The 14125-nt window shown below is 62.0% G+C and carries 10 protein-coding genes; 6 read left to right on the top strand and 4 right to left on the bottom strand.

Going from position 1 to position 14125, the window contains the following annotated elements:
* Nucleotides 1–29: 29 nt before the first annotated feature.
* Nucleotides 30–1172, bottom strand: coding sequence for a hypothetical protein (locus tag NOV21_RS09155; protein ID WP_283170744.1), 1143 nt, complete (start codon nucleotides 1170–1172; stop codon nucleotides 30–32).
* A gap of 489 nt (nucleotides 1173–1661) precedes the next feature.
* On the opposite strand from NOV21_RS09155, the gene NOV21_RS09150 reads away from it, so the two are divergent.
* A complete protein-coding gene (locus tag NOV21_RS09150) occupies nucleotides 1662–2750 on the top strand; it encodes a DUF6591 domain-containing protein (protein WP_283170743.1) in 1089 nt (362 codons plus the stop codon).
* 565 nt (nucleotides 2751–3315) lie between these two features.
* On the opposite strand, the gene asnB is transcribed toward NOV21_RS09150, so the two are convergent.
* Together asnB and NOV21_RS09140 are read right to left on the bottom strand one after the other, a co-directional pair.
* Entirely contained in the window at nucleotides 3316–5265 is a 1950-nt protein-coding gene (gene asnB / locus NOV21_RS09145) for an asparagine synthase (glutamine-hydrolyzing) (protein WP_283170742.1), read from the bottom strand.
* 648 nt (nucleotides 5266–5913) lie between these two features.
* A complete protein-coding gene (locus NOV21_RS09140) occupies nucleotides 5914–6486 on the bottom strand; it encodes a nitroreductase family protein (RefSeq protein WP_283170741.1) in 573 nt (190 codons plus the stop codon).
* A gap of 334 nt (nucleotides 6487–6820) precedes the next feature.
* On the opposite strand from NOV21_RS09140, the gene NOV21_RS09135 reads away from it, so the two are divergent.
* Nucleotides 6821–7405 (top strand): GNAT family N-acetyltransferase, encoded by a 585-nt coding sequence (locus tag NOV21_RS09135; protein ID WP_283170740.1) that lies wholly within the window; start codon nucleotides 6821–6823, stop codon nucleotides 7403–7405.
* Between the two features lie 177 nt (nucleotides 7406–7582).
* Here the strand turns inward: NOV21_RS09135 and NOV21_RS09130 are convergent, their stop codons facing one another.
* Entirely contained in the window at nucleotides 7583–8767 is a 1185-nt protein-coding gene (locus NOV21_RS09130; RefSeq protein WP_283170739.1) for an NAD(P)-dependent malic enzyme, read from the bottom strand.
* Nucleotides 8768–9446: 679 nt separating this feature from the next.
* Here NOV21_RS09130 and NOV21_RS09125 point away from each other — a divergent pair.
* The 4 genes from NOV21_RS09125 (at nucleotide 9447) to fdhF (ending at nucleotide 14073) form a co-directional block, all read left to right on the top strand.
* On the top strand, nucleotides 9447–10175 hold the full coding sequence (locus tag NOV21_RS09125; RefSeq protein ID WP_283170738.1) for a class I SAM-dependent methyltransferase: 729 nt from the start codon (nucleotides 9447–9449) through the stop codon (nucleotides 10173–10175).
* 310 nt (nucleotides 10176–10485) lie between these two features.
* Nucleotides 10486–10674, top strand: coding sequence for a hypothetical protein (locus NOV21_RS09120; RefSeq protein WP_283170737.1), 189 nt, complete (start codon nucleotides 10486–10488; stop codon nucleotides 10672–10674).
* A 567-nt stretch (nucleotides 10675–11241) separates the two neighbouring features.
* Complete coding sequence (locus NOV21_RS09115; RefSeq protein WP_283170736.1) at nucleotides 11242–11787, top strand: 4Fe-4S dicluster domain-containing protein; 546 nt, start codon at nucleotides 11242–11244, stop codon at nucleotides 11785–11787.
* A 15-nt stretch (nucleotides 11788–11802) separates the two neighbouring features.
* On the top strand, nucleotides 11803–14073 hold the full coding sequence (gene fdhF / locus NOV21_RS09110) for a formate dehydrogenase subunit alpha (protein ID WP_487277365.1): 2271 nt from the start codon (nucleotides 11803–11805) through the stop codon (nucleotides 14071–14073).
* The last annotated feature ends 52 nt before the right edge of the window (nucleotides 14074–14125 follow it).

The raw sequence follows: 14125 nt of genomic DNA, 5'->3' as shown, positions 1-14125 counted from the left end.
AGCCGCCATCAGGCGGTTCCCGCACGTGTTTAGAAGCCGACTTCCATGACGTGCGAGAATTGCAGAATAAACTGATCCGCCGCCGACTTGGCAAACCATTCGGGGGCGGAGTCGTTCTCCCCGAGAATCGCAGCGAGCTCGTCTTCGAAGCCGTCGAGCGCATCCGGGTCGAACCAGCCGAAGTCCTCGGCAAATGAAAGCTGCTCGCACGAGAAGGAGGAAAACGGCTGCGATGCGTGCGGATACACCCCCGCAGTGAAATCATTCTCCTTATCAGCATCGACATAAAAATACCGACTGTGGCCGAATAGAGGGGCAAAGCGGAGGAACGACCCATCTGCGCTCGAACGGATCAACCCGAATTTTTCGAACGTTCTCCCCGTGTTGGCCCCCAGAAAGTCGCAAACGATCATCTTCGCAAGACGCTCGCGCGCATCGCCGATGCCCAGTTTCAAAAGGAGGTCGCGGCATTCCGCGTAGCCGCCATCGAAATCCGCCCCCGCATAGCATCGGATGACATCGCGCATCGGAACGAAATGCGTATCCTCATCGACGATGCTGGTGCTTACCGAGCACGTGCCGTAATCTTCGAACGAAATATCGCAGGGCGCATACTCCCCTTCCGCAAGCAGCCGGCGAAACAGCGCCGTGGCGGCCTTTTCGGCGAAGGGCTCTCGCTCCGAATCGCCCGCCAACTTCAACAATCGGCGCGCGCCGTCGCGGCATTCCCACCATTTGAATTGCGAGCCCGGGGTCGCCGCCCCCGGACCGATCCCATCGACGTCGCCTTCGAACTCGTTCTCGAAGAAATTGACGTCGTGCCAATCGATTGCGGAGCCGGTCGGCTTGAACCAGTATTGGTCGGCCAAACCCTGCCCAAGGTTCTTGAAAAGGAGGGCGGCGGGGCTTCCCGCCCCCTGCACCTGCCCCATGTAGTCCCAATCGAACCGATCGTCCGGGACAGCGCGCGCTGCCAGCCACAAGGAGAGCGCCCTCTCCGTCGGATACCCCGGGGCCGCGCAGGCACCCGGGGGCGCGAGCTCTGGATGGACGATACGCCCGAGAGAAACGACATGCTCGGCATCTCCGTCGTACCGGAAATCGAGAACCTCGACGTTCTTCAGCATCAGCGTGTGATCTCGCAGGCGACGCTCATCGCTCTTCAAAGCCATGGGAGGCATCCGCTCCTTCATTCGGTATCGCTTTCCCCGCGCCGCAATCGCTTGCCCGCTTCCCCCAAAACGATCCGCATGCCGGCGCCCCTACAGGGTACACAATCATCGCATTCCGTGCGCGCGAAATCTGCCCGACGCGTTCCTGCGAACGCACGTGATCTGACGTGCGGCAGCCCTCGCGCCATCGTGCGGCGGCAGCCCTCGCGCCATCGTGCGCGCGGCAAAAAACGGGGAAGCAGCCGGTGCCGGGGATGACGGAGGGGCGCCATCCCCTTTCGGGCGCGGGCGGTGGCCAAGCGGAGCAGAAGGTCGGCGAACCCCGCCGCCCGCTTCCTTCCGGGCATGGGCGGCGGAAAAGGAGGCTCCGAGGCAGGATTCCATCGCCGCCCACGAAACCGGTACGGAGAGCGCTCGCAAGCGAACGGGCGCAGCGCGCTTTCGCCAATACGTTACAATGGCCATCGGAACCCGGGAAAGAGAGTTAGCGTGGCAACACATTCGACCGACAAGGACAAACCGCTCATCTGCACGAGCTGCGGGGCGCCGCTGAAAATAGATTCAGCTGGCCAGGAGTTCGTCACCTGCGAATACTGCGGGAGCAGCTTTTCGGTTTCGGACCTGCTCGACGAAAACGAAAGCGAACGCGCCGCCCGCGCGGTATCGAAAGCGTTCAAGAAGATCCTTTCCAGCGCAGCCGCCAAGCACCCCGCTCCGAAAACACCGCGGTGCATCCTTAAGAAAGAAGGGCGCGTAAGCGTCGCGCAGATCCTGCTGATCATCCTCATAACCCTCGCCGTGGTCACCACCTGCGCCAGCTTCGCCATCGGCTTCCCCGCCGGCGCCGTCGCGCTGATCCAGCTCGGATTGCTCGCCTATGCGTTCGCGCAAGGACCGGGCGCGGGCAAGAGGCGCGCCGCCGCTATGGCGCTCGCGGTCGTACTCATCGTCCCATGGGCGTATGCGGCCGGCCCCGACAGCAGCACGTCTTCGTCGCACGTATACTCCGACTTCGATTGGAGCGACGCCGTGCTCGCAGAGCATATCCCCCCGTCCAACCTGACGCAGGCATACGTGTATTCCAACACAAGCGAGCGCCTGAGCATCGATTTGGCGAACGCCACGGAAGATGACTTCAATGCCTACGTGACGGCATACCGGCAAAGCGGCTACACCATCGAGCCGGCTATCTACACCACATCGTTCGAGGCATTCAACGAAGATGGATACAAGGTTTCCGTCAACCTCTACCGAAGCCTCAACGAGATGGACATCCGCATGAAGGCGCCCAAGCCGATGAGCGCGATGATCTGGCCGTCGGGAACCGTCGCCGACACCATCCCCCAACCCGATTCTTCGAAGTGCTACATCGAGTCCGCGAGCGCAACCAGCCTGAGCATCTATGTGAATGACATGTCCGTGTCCAAGCTGAAAGAATACGGCCAAGCATGCGTGAACGCAGGATACTCTGCGGTGGAAGCCCAGAACGACGACTACCTGTGCGCATCGAACAGCGCCGGGCAGACGCTCAGCATCCGCTATGAAGGCAACGGCGTCGCTGCGATCAGCATCTACTGACGCAATCGGCCGCAACCGGGCGGCAGCGGCGCATCGACGGGAAGGGCCGGAACGGGTACGGCGCCTCCGCCCGAGGGCATGATCGCCCGGCGCGGAAGGGGCGCCGAATGCCTGGGCGGCATCTTTCAGCACCATACGCGAAACCCGTTTGCCATGCCGCCGCGCTAAGCTTCTTCCCTCTGGGCGCCGTTCGGCATCCCCCACGCATCAACCCGGCTTCGACGGCTGTGGGAATCGCGCATGCCGCCATTGCCATCCGCAAACCCATAAGGAGCTTCCAACGTCGCAAGCGGAATTCCATTTGAGTTGCCGCCCCGCTTGGATTCCTTGCAAGATGCCGTTCGGCATTCCCCCTCCCCATCGACCCGATGATTTTGAGCTCGGTCGGGGGAATCGCACGCGCCGCGATGATCGGCTGCGCACCTGCAAGCAGCCCCGGCCATGCTAGCTTGCCGGGTAGGCGAAGCAGCAGGGGGATGGCAGCGCCCGACGATATCCTGGAATATTCAGGAGCGTCCCCGCAATAAGCGCGATCCCATGAGGAATGATCGCGCTGACGGCACGCCTACTCCTGCGCGATGAACTCGTCTTGGAATATTCCGAGCGAGAGCAGGCGCCATAAAAGGATCGTCGAATCGTCGAACGTCTTCATCTGCGGCATGCCATCCAGCAGGCTCGCCACGCCCTTCGCATCGAGCACCGGGCTGCTCTCGAGATCGATCCGAAGCGGCTCGAACCATTCCGCCTCGGAGATGGCGCGGATGTAGCGATCCACCGGCATGGAAAACCCGATCTTCGGCCGGTATGCGAAGTTATGGCCGAACACCTGCGCCGCATGCTCCTTGAGCACGTATTTCCCTTGAATCTTAGCGCCCACCTTGCGAGCAAGGCACTCCGGCGCAAGCGAGAAGGCGAATTCGAGCATATTGTTGTCAAGGAACGGCACGCGGTTCTCGATCGAGGAGGCCATGGTCATCTTGTCCTGGCGAATGAGCAGGGCGGGCATGCGTACTTCCAAATCGTACACGCGCATCAAGTCCCATAGCCCCAGGCCCATCTTGCGCAAGTCTGCGATCTTCGCCAAGCGGGGCGCGAGAATCTCCTGCTCGTAGCGGCGCAGGCCGGGACAGCAGCGTTCGATCACCCGGAGATCGATGCCGTCCCCGTTGAACAGCAGCTGATCCTCGGCGAATGAGATATCCGTATCGTAGGTGTTCCCCGCGTAGCTGCGTACGTTGAGATCGGCGGCGAGAGCGCGCACATCCCCGCCCAGGTCCGCCTGGGTGATCAGCGCGACGTTGCGCACGATGCGATCGTAGCCGGCGAACAGCTCGTCAGCGCCCTCGCCGGACAGCAGCACCGTCAGCTGCTCGCGCGCCTTCCGAGCAAGCTCCATCACGCCGATTTCGCTCGACATGGCGGGAATCATGTCCATGTGCCACACCGCATCGCGCCAGTCATCGATGGCAAGCTCGTCGCTCACCTGCACAAGCCGCAGCTCCACGCCCGATACCTGTTGGGCGTGGCGCATCCATTTTTCCTCGGAAAGCTTCGGGTCGGACCCGATCACGCCGATGCCCACCGGGTGCAGGTTGTCGTTGTCGAGCGAGGCGCGGTTTTGCATCATCTCATAGGTGATCAGCGAGCTGTCCACGCCCCCGGAAAGCTGGCACCCCAGGGCGACGTCGGTCACCATCTGGCTGCGCACGCAATCGCGCAGCACCTGAGGCAGCATCTCCTGCGCCTTCGCCAGCCCGATGCGCTCAGCGGATAGCAGGACGTCGGTCGCGCGCCAGTACGTGCGCTCGTCGCAGGAAAAGGTGTCGAGCGAGACCTCCATGATCGTTGCGGGGGGTAGCTCCCGCACGCCCTTCACCAGCGTGCGGCCATGGCAGAAGCTGAACACGACCGTTTCGTAGTAGGCGGCAATATCGAGCTGCGGAACCACCAGCCCCGAGTTGGTGATCGATTTCATCTCGGAGGCGAAGGCGAACGTGGATTCGTCGCTGAACAGGTACAGCGGCTTTATTCCCACGCGATCGCGCGCGAGGAAAAGCGTGCGGGTGGAAGCATCGACGATCGCGATGGCGAACATGCCGTTGAGCAGCCTCACCGTACGATCGAAGTCGAAGCGCTCGTACAAGCGCAGAATCACCTCGGTGTCGCCCGTGCTCTCGAACGGCACATCCGCAAGGTAGCGTTCGCGCAGCTCATCGGCATTGTAGATCTCCCCATTGAAGATGAGGGCCGAATTGCCGTCGCGGCTGACCATCGGCTGATGGCCGCGTTGCGAGACATCGCGCACGCTCAGGCGATTGAATCCCAGATAGCCGGCGGCATTCGGAATATCCCGGTCGAGCGCGATGCGCAGCGCACCGCCTTCGGCGGCAAGCGCAGCGGTTCCCTCGTCGTCGGGCCCGCGATGCGTTTGCGCGGCCATCATGCTCCGAATGACGGCAGCCGCGTCGAACGAGTCGGACCGATGCCCGCCGAAGAAACCGGTAATCCCGCACATAGAAGCCGCCCTTCCCTCTTGGCTTCGCAAAGCCCCAGGTAATTTAGATGCCATTGAATTGTACGGCGCGACGGCCCCTAAGCGCCGCCGGCAACAAAAACCTCATGGCGTGGCAGGCAACCGTGACAGGCAACCGCATCGTGACAGGCAACCGCATTGTTTGTCACGCTTTTCCCACGGGGGGCGGACGAAAAGTTGGACCAATCTAGGTCCGGTTGGGAGTCCGCATGGATGCAAAAAGCAAGGCAGTCAAGTTATATGCTTCGGGCTATACTTTCCGCGAGATAGAGGAGATGCACGCGTGACGGGCAACCGCATTGTCTGTCACGCTTGCGTCGCCCCTCAGCTTGGGCTGGTAGGGTCGCTGTCCCTTGCGCGGCTGAACAATGTCCTGCCTGCTCTGCACTCCTTCCAGCGCGGCAAGCCTTTTCATCAGACTTTCGCTCGATGAAATCGTAGAAAGCGTCGCGACTGCGGGCAAGCGGCTTGTAGTTGATCCTCAGCGATTACTCCAATCGCGGGAAAACTCCTGCGGTGCCATGCGCACTGCAATTGGACGTGACAAACAATGCGGTTGCTTGTCACGTCCGCACGTCGGCCCGCCTCGCTTCGACAACCTTCATCGCAGCTCAAGCCGCGGGACATCCACTACGCGAACACCTTCACACGTGCGTCGATGTCCTCCGCTGGCTTCTCCTCGGGGCGGGCAACCACGCCGCCGAACGGCATCTGGGCGACCAGCTGCCAGCTTTCGGGAAGGCCGAACATCGTGCGGACAGCTTCGTCGATGACGGGGTTGTAGTGCTGGAGGTTCGCACCCATGCCCATCTCGGAAAGCGCAGTCCAGACGGAGATCTGCAGCATGCCGTTCGCCTGGTTGGCCCAGATGGGGAAGTTGGACGCATAGAAGGCGAACTGCTCCTGCATCCCCTTCACGACGGCGGTGTCGATGAAGTAGAGGATCGTGCCCGCTCCCGCGGCGAACCCGTCGATCTTCTCGCGGGCGACCTTGCCCTCGAATGCATCGTAAATCGCATCCCATAGTGCGGTGCTCTTATCGCCCAGAGCGACGACCACGCGAGCGCTCTTCATGTTGAAGGCGTCGGGAACCAGCTCGGTGATCTTCCTCACCTGCGCCAAGATCTCGCCCTCGGAAACGGGAAGCTGCTTGTTGATTTGGTAGATGGTACGGCGCTTGCTCAGCGAATCGGAAATGCCCATGACAACCCTTTCATTCTGTACTCTTTTCACGTGTTCGATATATTTCATTGTACACATATTTATTGCGTACAATCTAATAATCCTTCGACATCTTAAAATCCACACGGGATTCCTCTGAATTGGAATCGAATGCAAAACGCCTGATTCGGGAGATATCGCGAACCAGACGGAATATCGGGATTTTCGAAACAATGCCGCGGCTCGGCGGGTATTCTCTGCATGCCGCATGTTCAAGCTGCATTGCGGCGCAGCCTATCGTCCGCCCGGCAACTTTCCCCGGACGGGCGCGGGCATGCCGGCGGGAGAACCGGCGGAACGAAAAAGGAGGATTGCGTTGGAATCGAAGCAGGATGAGATCCGCATTCGCATCGCCACGCCGCAGGACGCTGCCGACCTGCTGGATATCTACACCCCATACGTGACCGACACGGCGGTGACGTTCGAAACCCATGTTCCCACGGTAGGCGAATTCGAAGAGCGCATCCGCTCCATCCAAGCGATGTACCCGTACCTGGTCGCCGAATGCGGATCGGAGATGGTCGGGTACGCCTATGCTTCGCGCTATCGTGCCAGGCGGGGCTACGATTGGGACGTGGAAACATCCATCTATCTGCGACGCGAGCACAGAAGGCTCGGAGCGGGAAGGAAGCTGTACACGAAGCTCGAAGAATGCTGCCGCGCGCAAGGCGTGGTGAACATGCTCGCATGCGTCTCGTATTCCGAAGAGGAAACCGAGCACCTTTCCCACGACAGCATCCGCTTCCATGAGAGGCTGGGATACCAAAGGGTGGGCCGCCTCGACCGCATCGGGTTGAAGTTCAACCGCTGGTACGACATCGTCTGGATGCAGAAGTCCATCGCCGACCGCACCGAAAACCAAGCACCGCTGCTACCTTTTACCCCCGACATGCTCGGATAGCGGAAGCGACCCACACGGACAAAGGTCCCGGAGACTTTTGTCACCCGCCCGACGCACGGGGGCAGAGGTCTTGGACTTTTACCACCTACCCGATGGAAGAGCCGGACATGGGACGCGCTGCGTCCCAAGCGCGCTGGGCGTGACAAAGGTCACCGGGACCTTTGTCAGGGACCTTTGTCACGCCCGTGCCACGCCTCCCGCTTTCGCCGATTCGGCCACGGCCTGAGCCACGGCCCGGGCCACGCGCTCGTCGAACGCATCCGGGATGATGTACTCCTTGGACAGCTCTTCGGGGGAGATGAGATCCGCGATCGCACGCGCGGCGGCGATCTTCATGTCCGTGGTGATATCGCTCGCCTCGACGTCCAGCGCCCCGCGGAAGACGCCGGGGAACACGAGCACGTTGTTGATCTGGTTCGGGAAATCGGATCGTCCGGTGGCCACCACGCGCGCCCCACCCGCCTTCGCCTGGTCGGGCATGATCTCAGGGATGGGGTTGGCCATAGCGAACACGATCGCATCCGGCGCCATCGCGGCAACCATGTCCGCCGTCACGATGCCCGGGGCGGACACGCCGATGAAGACGTCGCGATCGGCAAGCACGTCCGCCAGCGCTCCATGCACGCCTTCGGGATTGGTTGCCTTCGCCATCTCCGCCTGCGCGGGATTCATCCAGCCCTCGCCCTCGGCGAGCGCGCCCTTCAAATCGACCAGCACGATGTTCTGCGCGCCCAGCTCGATCAGCAGCCGCGCGATGGAAATGCCCGCCGACCCCGCACCGTTGATCACGATGCGCACGGATTCAAGGCTCTTGCCCACCACGCGCAGCGCGTTCAACAGCCCGGCGGATAGCACGATGGCGGTGCCGTGCTGGTCATCGTGGAAAACGGGGATGTCAAGCTCCTCGCGCAAGCGGGTCTCGATCTCGAAACACCGCGGTGCCGAGATGTCCTCCAGGTTGATGCCGCCGAAACCGGGCGCGATGCGCTTGACGGTTTCGATGATCTCGTCCGTATCCTTGGTATCAAGGCAGATGGGGAACGCATCCACGCCGCCGAACTGCTTGAACAGCACGGATTTGCCCTCCATGACCGGTAGGGCGGCCGCAGGTCCGATATCGCCCAGCCCCAGCACTGCAGTGCCATCGGTCACGACCGCCACCGTATGGCTCTTCGATGTGTATCGATATACATCATGCGGGTTCGCGGCAATTCGACGGCAAGGTTCTGCCACGCCCGGGGTGTATGCGGTGGAAAGATCCTCGCGGGTCTCCACCTTCACCTTGCTCGTCACCTCGATCTTACCGCGATGCGCTTCGACCATCTTCAGCGCAAGCGCGCCATAATCCTTCTTCTCTGCCATGCTCCGCTCCCTCGTGCGCAGTCGGACGTGCTGGTTAGCCAGCTCTTTGTGGTAGTACGCGCATTCGAATCCTACCCACTTGGATCGAACGCACGGCTTTCAGGATACTGCTCATACCCTGCATCCGCCGGGGAAAGCTCCGTCCCCACAAAAAGCGGTGTATTCTTGGAAGGAAAGCGGAAGCTATGAGGGGGGGCTGTCTCGAAACTCCCTCTGAGACTTCTGTCCATACGGCATATAGCGTTTCAAGAAACATATAGATACTATACGGTGCATGCTCGAACGGATTGATAGGAGTTCCTAAACAGCCTGAGGAGGAAGCATGGGTCGAACGTTTGCGCATGGTGCGGCGGGCAAGTCCTGCTCGATGGGCAGCCCATCGGAGCCTGGGCATTCCGACCCCTCGTCGCAAACCCCCGCCGCAACGGAGTCGGAAGCGCGCCGAAGGGCGCATCATCGTTGCGACCCACCTCCTCGATCCTCCGTCGCAGCGGAGTCCTTCCCCGCCTCCGACCGCATGGCTCAATCCGGTTCCCCTCTTCCATCTGCCACCGCGGCAAAGCAGGCAGCTTGCGCGCCGACGAGGGATCCCCTGCGGAGAGCACCGCGCCCGCAATCCACCGAGCACGAACCCCTTAGCACATTTTCTTCCGCCCCTCCCGGTAACCGTGCAATGTGCGTGCACGCCACCGAACCTGAGTACCGCGACCGTGCCGCCGCATTGGCGGAGAAACTCGATGCCCGCGTGGCAATCGAAGCGTCTGATGTGCGAGCGTCCGATATCGTGCTGCGGTTCGACCGATCCGGCCTGGCGCTCGCAGCCGACGGGATGGAGCTGCGCCCCGATTTCGCCGACCTCCTTCCCCGCCTGAGTCCGGCGCGGCTGAATTCCGAGCTGCTGGTGAAGGCCGCGAAGACCGGCACCGCATACCCCCGAGCGGTGGATGCGACGGCGGGCCTGGGAAGCGATGCGCTGCTTCTGGCCGCAGCCGGCTTCGACGTCGACCTCTATGAGAGCAACCCGGCCATATTCGCGTTGTTTGCAAACGCGCTCGAACGGGCACGCGAGTCGGATGAGCTCGCCCCGATCGTCGCCCGCATGACGTTGCATGGGGCAGACAGCATCCCCGCCCTGCGCAACCTCGGATACCGACCCGACGTCGTCCTGCTCGACCCGATGTTCCCCAAGCGCAGCAAGAGCGCGGCGGTCAAGAAGAAGTTCCAGCTGCTGCATCTGCTGGAGCTGCCCTGCGCGGACGCCGAAGACCTGCTTGAAGCGGCTCTCGCCGCTCATCCGCGCAAAGTCGTGATCAAGCGGCCTCCCAAAGGCCCCCACCTTGCCGGCGTCAAGCCCAGCTATTCCCTTGCCGGCAAGGCCATCCGCTACGACTGCATCGCCCTCGCCTAACGCGATTCGATGCGTGCCCAGTCCGCCCTCCTCCGATTCGCGCCCGACACGTGGCCCCCTGGCTCGTCGCGAGCTCGCGATCGCCCAAGGAAAGCCAGATCGCCCTCATGGCCGCCATGCCCCGCTTCCGCGGCGGTTTCGCGATTCCCGCCACCGGGCTGAACCGCCCCACCCCCTCAAAGGCGAAGCGCGGCGCGTCATGGGGTGCCGCGATCGTCCCCGACCTGTACTGGGAGCCGTCGGCACCGTCCCGGAATATGGCACACGACGCCCGCAAGCGCGACGTGCACCAACTGCTCGGCCTTCCCCCATGGGGCTCACCCTCGAGCAGCTGGGCGACTACGATGCGTTCAACGGCATCATGGAAGGCATCAAGAAGAGCTTCGGCAAGCGTCAGCGGCCCCTCGCCGATACGCAGATGGAGGCCCGCCGAGCGCTCCATTGGCGCCTGCTGCACGGTGCGCGCCGCGAGCGTTTCGCCGACCCGGCGTTCGCATAGGAGAGGCATGCGGTCGTTGCCGCGCCGATCGAACCCGTTTACAGCCAAATCCGGGCACGCGTGCTCCGGGATATGCCGAAGAGCCCCCGATTCGGCATCGGATTATCCCGCTTTCTGCTGAATAAAACGGGAAACACGTGGTCAAGTACCTATTTCGTATCATGACCGTTATACATTCATATATGCTGAAAATCACAGAAATCTTGTATTTATGTATTGCGATTGGTACACATACCTAAAAATAAAGCCGATTCGATAAAAATGGCCTAAATAATAAAAAATGGCTTTTCACCTGCATAAATAGAAATAATTTTAGAAAATCGAGAACAGTTAGCTTGACTCCAATGGCCATGAAGCTATAATTCCAAATGTAGGAATTGTGTGCTTCCCACTTCTTCAAAGAACAGGGCACTGTACCGAGAAGAAGTTCTTTATGTGATGCGGGTCATCCCTTTGCGCGATTGAAGGCGTGTATTGCAAGCGCCTTATTGAAAAGTCAGCACCCCTCGTCTCGCAGTTGGTTGCGTCTCGGGGGCAAGGAGGAGAAGAGGGGAATCGGAGGCACCTATGGCAAGCAAGTTCGTTATTGCCGATCCTCGTGTATGCGTGGGATGCAAGGCGTGCATGGCAGCCTGTCTCGTCAAGCATTATGTTCCAGGCGATATACCCATAGCGCGTTTGAACGTGATGCAGATAGCAGACGACATGACCGCGCCCATCCTGTGCCGCCACTGCGAAGACGCTCCTTGCGCGGCCGCCTGCCCGACAGCCGCGCTCTATCGCGATGGTGATCGCGTGGGCGTGCGCCTGGAGCTTTGCATCGGATGCCGCAGCTGCGTGATCGCGTGCCCCTTCGGCGCGGTGGATGTCATCGAGCACCGCAACGCGGCAGCCCTCGGCGACCTTCCCGTCGCCGCGACATCCCAGGCGGCCGTGATCAAATGCGACCGCTGCGTCGACCGCCCGCAAGGCCCGGCGTGCGTCGAGGCGTGCACATCCGGCGCGCTGCAGCTTACCACCGCCGAGGACCTGCAGCGCCAAAGCATCGAGGGGGCCGCCGCCGAGCTCGCGGGGCACGGCAGGCCCGGCCGATCGGTTTCCACGCGCACATGATGCGCGTTCCCACAGATGAGAGGGCTTGGAAAGAGAGGATGGGAAAGTAGCATGGAACGACACATGGCAGTCTGCCCCTACTGCGGTACGGGATGCAAGCTCGACCTGCTTGTCGAGAACGGACGTGTCGTCGGCGTCGAGCCGCTGATGGGCCTCGCGAACGAGGGCGAGCTATGCCTCAAAGGCTACAGCGGCTACGATTTCATCAACGACACGAAGATTCTCACGCCGCGTCTTCTGCATCCCATGATGCGCACGGCGAAGGACAAGCCGCTGAAGCGCGTCTCATGGGACACGGCGCTCGACTACGTGGCCGAGAAGCTGACTCGGATCAAGGAGAAGTACGGCCCCGACGCCATATACACGACCGGTTCCTCGCGCGGCACGGGCAACGAGTCGAACCTGGTCATGCAGCGCTTCGCCCGCGCGTGCATAGGCACGAACAACATCGATAATTGCGCCCGTACTTGACACGGCCCCACGGTCGTCGGTCTGATTGACACAGTTGGAGCAGGTTCGATGAGCTGCGGCACCCCCGGCATGGAGGACGCCGGCTGCATTTTCCTGTTCGGTTACAATCCCAACACCTCGCATCCCCTCGTCGCGCGCCGCGTGGTGCGCGCCAAGGAGAAGGGTGCGAAGATCATCGTCGCCGATCCGCGCTTCATCGAGACGGCGCGCATCGCCGATATCTACCTGCCGCTCAGAAACGGCAGCAACATCGCGTTCTTGAACTCGTTCGCCTACTCGATCATCGACCAGGGGCTCGTCGACGAGGAATTCGTACGCGACCACACCTCCGGATACGAGGACTTCGTGAAGGTCGTATCGAAGTACCCGCCCGAGGCGACCAAGGACATCACGGGCATCGACCCGCAGATGATCAATGAGGCGGCGCGCATGTACGCGACCGCCGAGCCCTCGTCCATCCTGGGCTGGGGCATGGGCGTGTGCCAGCACCGCCAGAACGTCGAGGCGGTCCACACGTGCGCGGCCATCGCCTGCATCACGCATCAGATCGGCAAGCCCAACTCGGGCCTGGCGCCGGTGCGCGGGCAGAACAACGTGCAGGGCGCCTGCGACATGGGCGCGCTGCCCAACTTCTTCCCCGGCTACCAAAACGTCACGAACCCCGAGGTGAAGCAGAAGTTCGCCGATGCATGGCACATCCCCGTCGAGAAGCTCTCCGACCATGTGGGCTACAAGGTCTCCAATATCGGGCACCTCGCGGAAGAGCGCAAGGTCCGCGCATTCGTGAACATGGGCGAGGACCCGCTGCAAACCGAACCCGACGCACGGCACCTCAAAGAGCAGCTCTCCTGCCTCGATCTGTTCGTGTGCCTCGACATCTTCATGACGCAGTCCTGCGCCGAAGCCGACGTCTTGCTCCCGGCGACCAGCTGGGGCGAGCACGAAGGCGTGTTCACGGCCTGCGACCGCACCTTCCAGCGCTTCACCGCGGCCGTGCCGCCCAAGGGCGAATGCCGCCATGACTGGGAGATCATCTCCGACCTCTCGACGCGCATGGGCTATCCCATGCACTACGAGAACACGCAGCAGATCTGGGACGAGGAATGCCGCGCGTTGTGGCCGGGGGCATACGGCGCCACATACGAGAAGATGGCGGGCGTGGGGCACGCGCAATGGCCGCTGCCCACGCTGGACCATCCCGGCACGCCCGACTTGTTCTTGGGCGGCCAGTTCTCGACCCCCGACAGGCGCGCCCGCCTCATCGCGCACGACTTCGAGCTTCCCTCGGAGCTCCCCGACGAGCAGTACCCGCTCGTGCTGTGCACGGTGCGCGAGGTGGGCCACTACTCCTGCCGCTCCATGACGGGCAATTGCCGCGAGCTCACCGATTTGGCCGACGAGCCCGGATACGCGCACATCAGCCCCAAGGACGCGGCGGATCGCGGCATCAGCCACAACGACCTGATCTGGGCGTACTCGCGGCGCGGCAAGATCATCACGCGCGCGTTCGTGGACGACCGTGTCAACGACGGCGCGCTGTACATGACCTACCAATGGTGGATCGGCAAGTGCAACGACCTCGCCCTGCACCATGTCGACATGCGCTCGGAGACGCCGGAGGACAAGTATAGCGCCTGCCAGGTGGAGCGCATCGACGACCAGGTGTGGGCCGAGCAGCACTGCATGGAGCTGTACATGGAATTGAAGGAGCGCCTGGAGATGAAGGCGAACCTCCAGTACGGCCCGCGCGAGGACGAGCAGGTCATAAACGAGATCGAAGGCAAGGCCGAGCTGCGCGAGCGCGCCATGGCCTGATCGTCATGGGAGTGCGGCGAGTTGGACGAGGAGATCCCGAACTTGCGCAGGC

Source organism: Curtanaerobium respiraculi, assembly GCF_024609215.1.
In the GTDB taxonomy this organism is placed as follows: Bacteria; Actinomycetota; Coriobacteriia; order Coriobacteriales; family Eggerthellaceae; genus Curtanaerobium; species Curtanaerobium respiraculi.
The sequence above is the reverse complement of the archived record's forward strand: the minus strand, read 5'-3'. Positions and strand labels throughout refer to the sequence as shown.

Excerpts from the sequence above, each read along its gene's own strand:
- NOV21_RS09155 (WP_283170744.1), bottom strand. The coding sequence starts at position 1,172 with ATGGCTTTGAAGAGCGATGAGCGTCGCCTGCGAGATCACACGCTGATG.
- asnB (WP_283170742.1), bottom strand. The coding sequence starts at position 5,265 with ATGTGCGGGATTACCGGTTTCTTCGGCGGGCATCGGTCCGACTCGTTC.
- NOV21_RS09140 (WP_283170741.1), bottom strand. The coding sequence starts at position 6,486 with ATGGGCATTTCCGATTCGCTGAGCAAGCGCCGTACCATCTACCAAATC.
- NOV21_RS09130 (WP_283170739.1), bottom strand. The coding sequence starts at position 8,767 with ATGGCAGAGAAGAAGGATTATGGCGCGCTTGCGCTGAAGATGGTCGAA.
- NOV21_RS09120 (WP_283170737.1), top strand. The coding sequence starts at position 10,486 with ATGGGGCTCACCCTCGAGCAGCTGGGCGACTACGATGCGTTCAACGGC.
- NOV21_RS09115 (WP_283170736.1), top strand. The coding sequence starts at position 11,242 with ATGGCAAGCAAGTTCGTTATTGCCGATCCTCGTGTATGCGTGGGATGC.